A 4,785-nucleotide genomic window follows, 5' to 3' on the forward strand; every position below is an offset into this window, starting at 1 on the left:
AACGCAATCGCTACACCATTAACTGCGACAGGTTCAATATTAAAATGGTACGCAGATAACACAACTACTACAACATTAGGAACTGCACCAACTCCTCAAACTACAACAGTCGGTACAACCAACTATTTTGTATCTCAAACAACAAACGGTTGTGAAAGTNCNNGAGCNCANATTGCAGTAACAGTAAATGCATTGCCAACTGCAACGATCACAGCTTCGGGTTCTACAAGCATTCCGGCAGGTGGAAGCGTTATCTTGAATGCAAATACTGGATCTGGATTAACATACAAATGGTTTAAAGGTTCAACTCAGGTTGGGACAGCCTCATCGTATACAGCTACAACAGCAGGTAGTTATGTGGTAGAAGTAACAAATGGAAATAATTGCAAAGCTACTTCACTTGCAACGGATGTAAATTCTGCAGCGAATCAGCCTTCTGTAATTGCGATCACTTCACCAGTAGCAAATACAACGGTTGTAGGAACAATTACGATTTCAGCAGATATTTCAGATCCGGATGGTACGATTATAGCAGTTGAATACCTGGATGGCAATACGGTGATCGGATCAAGTACAACTGCTCCATATAGCTACGACTGGACAACGGCTGGTGGAGGTACGCATGTGATCACGGTGCGTGTAACCGATAGCCATGGTGGTATTACAACTTCTGCTCCGGTAACGGTAACAAGTTCTTCTATTAGTACAGGTGTATCAAATTCAAATTCAATTACAGCAACTGTATATCCGAACCCATCAAGTGCAGATGTATACATCGAAACAGATATAGATCTTTCAAATGCGAATTTCAGAGTGATTAATGTATTGGGTGAAGAAATGATTCTTTCGGCATCCGTTAATACAAACGGAGCACGATTGGATGTGAGCGGATTGACAGAAGGTGCTTATGTACTGATCATCACAGAAGGTTCGTCTATCATAAGAAAGAAGATCACAGTAATCAGATAAATAATTGAAATTTCTTTTAAAACCCTCTTATTTTTAAAATAAGAGGGTTTTTTTGTTTTGCTATTTTTCTCAAAGATGTTTACTTTTTCAAAGTTCGTTCGTAGAAATGATTCGAATGTTGTGCTCAATTCTATATGAAGAAGTACAAATTTTAAGCTAACCGTTATCGATATGAAAAAAACAATAGTTGTATTGGCAGCCCTTTTTTATTTGGCTTTATTATACATGCCAGCTAAAGCACAGATTCCTGCAGCCTATCAGGTAGGAACATGGCAGAACTTTAAACCTGCAGCGGTATCTTATACCTTTGATGACAATTGCAGCAATCAAATTCCGGTTGCGATTCCCCTATTAAATAATTATGGTTTTAAGTCGACGATATTTGCTATCACGCAAAACCTGAGTCCGAATTGGAATAACATGAAAACTGCTGCCAATGCAGGTCATGAGATTGCAAGTCATACCGTAACACATACCAATCTTCCTGATCAAAACGTGGCTTCACAAGACACGGAATTAAAAAATTCTCAGGCTACAATTAATACGCAGATCACCAATCAAAAATGTTACACGGTTGCATATCCAAACTGTAACATCGGAGACTTAGCTACCATTCAAAAATATTATATTGCAGGAAGAACATGCAGCGGTCAGATCATAAATAAATCGCCTACTGATTTTTATACATTAAGCTCTATCATTTGCGGCAATACAGGAGTGAATACTGCAGCCGATATGAATACGCGCGTTGGCAATGCTAAGAGTTCAGGCGGCTGGTGTGTATTTTTAATTCATGGAATTGACAACGATGGAGGTTACTCTCCTTTAGCATCGAGTGTACTAGGTACTCACCTTTCTTATGTGAATACAAATACTGCCGATTATTGGGTAGGAACTTTCGGAAACGTAGTAAAATATATTAAGGAGCGTAACGCATTGTCAATTGCTGAGACCACAGTTAATGCGGATTCATTACGAATGACTCCGACGGATGGTTTGGATAATACCATTTATAGTGTAGCTGTAACAATCCGCAGACAATTGCCATCAACATGGACAACTGTTCGTGTAATGCAGGGTACAACAATCATTGCATCTACAATTGTTACGGTTAGTGGTGTAAAGTATATTCAGTTTGATGTTGTACCTGACAAGGGTGTATATACATTGGCAAATGCTTCTGTAACAAACCCAGGTTGCACAACTGTAGCACCAACGATTACTTCTCCTGTGTCTTATGTACAAGGTGCAACAGCTGCAGCATTGACTGCAACAGGTACTGCATTGAAATGGTACGGTACAAATGCAACAGGCGGTACAGCAAGTACTACTGCTCCGACACCAGCTACTACAACAGTAGGTTCAACAACATATTATGTTTCTCAAACATTAAACAGTTGCGAAGGTCCACGTGCTGCAATTGTTGTAACTGTAACTGCTTCTTCAGGTACCGGTACTACTACCAGTTGCGGAGAAACAGGTAATGGAGCATATTATACCGGCGTGTATCGGAATATGTTTAAAGAACTATTAAATAAAACAGATGCTGAAGTCAATGCAAAAGTAGAAGCTGCTTTTCAACAGCTCTTTTATGGTAATACTTCCCAACAAGTATATTATCCAGTAGGAACTGATATGGCATATATATTGGACGTGGCTAATAACGATGTGCGTACCGAAGGTATGTCTTATGGGATGATGATATGTGTCCAACTAGATAAGAAAGCCGAATTTGATAAAATTTGGAAATGGGCTAAAACTAAAATGCAACGTTCAGATGGGTTCTTCAATTGGCAATTAAATAGTGATGGAACAGTTAAAGGCAATGGGCCTGCATCAGATGGCGAAGCTTATTTCATCACGTCATTATTATTTGCTTCAAATCGTTGGGGTAATGGTACGGGAATATACAACTATGGTGCTGAGGCGCAAGATATTTTGAAGAGAGTAATGAGTCAAGGTGGAAATTCAAACTTGTTCAATGCCAATTCAAAACTAATCACATTCGTGCCGAGCGGAGATTCATATACATACACCGACCCTTCTTACAATTTGCCAGGTTTTTGGGAACTTTGGAAAAGATGGAGTACTACCAATACTGCTTTTTGGGCACAGACACCCGATGCTGCTAGAAAATTGTTGAGAGACGCTTCCAATCCCACTTCAGGTTTATATGCCGATTATGCAAACTTTGATGGAACACCTAAAACAACATCATTTAATAGCGACAGTCATCGCTTTATGTATGATGCGTGGCGAACGATCATGAACCTCGGTATGGATTATCATTGGTTCCAGAGCGATGCACAGCAGCCCGTTGTTGCTGAACGTTATCTGACATTCTTTAAAAATCAGGGAAGCGGATATAAAAACCATTACGACTGGAATGGAACAAATGCAGGCGGAGACCATTCTACAGGGCTTGTAGCGTGTAATGCCGTTGCATCGTTAGCTGTAGCGAATACTACATTGACAACTCCCTTTGTACAGGAATTCTGGAATGTAGGAATACCAAACGGTACATATAGATATTACGACGGTATGTTGTATATGCTGGCTATGTTAAATTGCTCCGGTAATTTTAAAGTATGGAAACCTGCATGTGCGGGCAGCGGTCCTGTTGTTACACTTACTGCTCCTGCAAATGCGGCAACGTATGCTGCAGGTGCCAACGTTACATTGACTGCAACAGCTACAGATGCCGATGGAACAATTTCAAAAGTTGAATTTTATAATGGGTCCACTTTATTGAATAGCACAACTACATCTCCATATACCTATACATGGAGCAGCGTAGCAGAAGGTACCTATGTTATAACAGCTGTAGCTACGGATAATTCAGGAAACAAAACAACTTCTACCGCAGCAACAATTACAGTTGGAAACCCAACGACACAATTGATCAATAACGGAGAATTTGATGGCGGCACTACCGGATGGGCTTTGCAAAATAATGGTGGTGCAACCGGAACAATGACCGGAGTAACAAATGGAAACTTATCAGGTACAAATTCATTGCGCATCTGTCCTTCTGCAACACCGGGTACATTGGAGTGGCATGTTCAGGTAAGCCAGACAACGCCAATTGTTTCAGGTAAAACATATACGATCAGCTTTATGGCTAAGGCAGACGCTGCACGTACTATGTCTGTTGCGATTCAGGAACTTGCGAGTCCATATACAACGTATTTTTATCAGACTGTCAACCTTACGACAACTGCACAAACGTTTACGTTTACGTATGATGCAACGGTAACAGACGCTTCCGCATTAATTAAATTTTATGCTGGTGCAGATGTAAACTGTGTAAATATTGACAAAGTGTCTATGACCGAGGGAACATTCGTACTTTCAAGTACGATTACTGCTGGCGGTGCTACAACATTCTGTTCAGGAGGAAATGTAGTATTAAATGCAAATACTGGAACCGGTTATACCTATCAATGGAACAAAGATGCGGTTGCTATTGCAAGTGCAACAAACGCTTCTTATACCGCAACACAATCCGGAAGTTATACGGTTGCAGTTACAGCAAACAGTCAGACTGTGACTTCGACTGCAACAGTAGTAACAGTAAATACAGCACCAAACGTACCAACAGTAAACGCAACAGTTGCCTATTGCCAGAATGCAGCAGCAACACAATTGACTGCAACAGGCACAGCTCTTAAATGGTATGCAGACAATACTACCACTACAGCATTAGCATCTGCACCAACTCCTTCAACTTCAGCAACAGGTACAACAAACTATTTTGTATCCCAAACTACAAACGGTTGTGAAAGTGCAAGAGCACAAATTGCAGTAACGGTTAAT

Annotated in this window: 2 protein-coding genes; both read left to right on the top strand. The window is 40.5% G+C overall.

The genetic code is table 11. The features are described from left to right. The first annotated feature begins 357 nt into the window (after positions 1-357). Positions 358-969 (top strand): Ig-like domain-containing protein, encoded by a 612-nt coding sequence (locus A3EE_RS22285; protein WP_425386837.1) that lies wholly within the window; start codon positions 358-360, stop codon positions 967-969. A 171-nt stretch (positions 970-1,140) separates the two neighbouring features. Beyond that, the coding region (locus A3EE_RS21475; RefSeq protein ID WP_051081623.1) for a glycosyl hydrolase family 8 at positions 1,141-4,785 on the top strand (3,645 nt) is incomplete at its 3' end.

It is taken from the genome of Cytophaga aurantiaca DSM 3654, from assembly GCF_000379725.1.
GTDB lineage: Bacteria > Bacteroidota > Bacteroidia > Cytophagales > Cytophagaceae > Cytophaga > Cytophaga aurantiaca.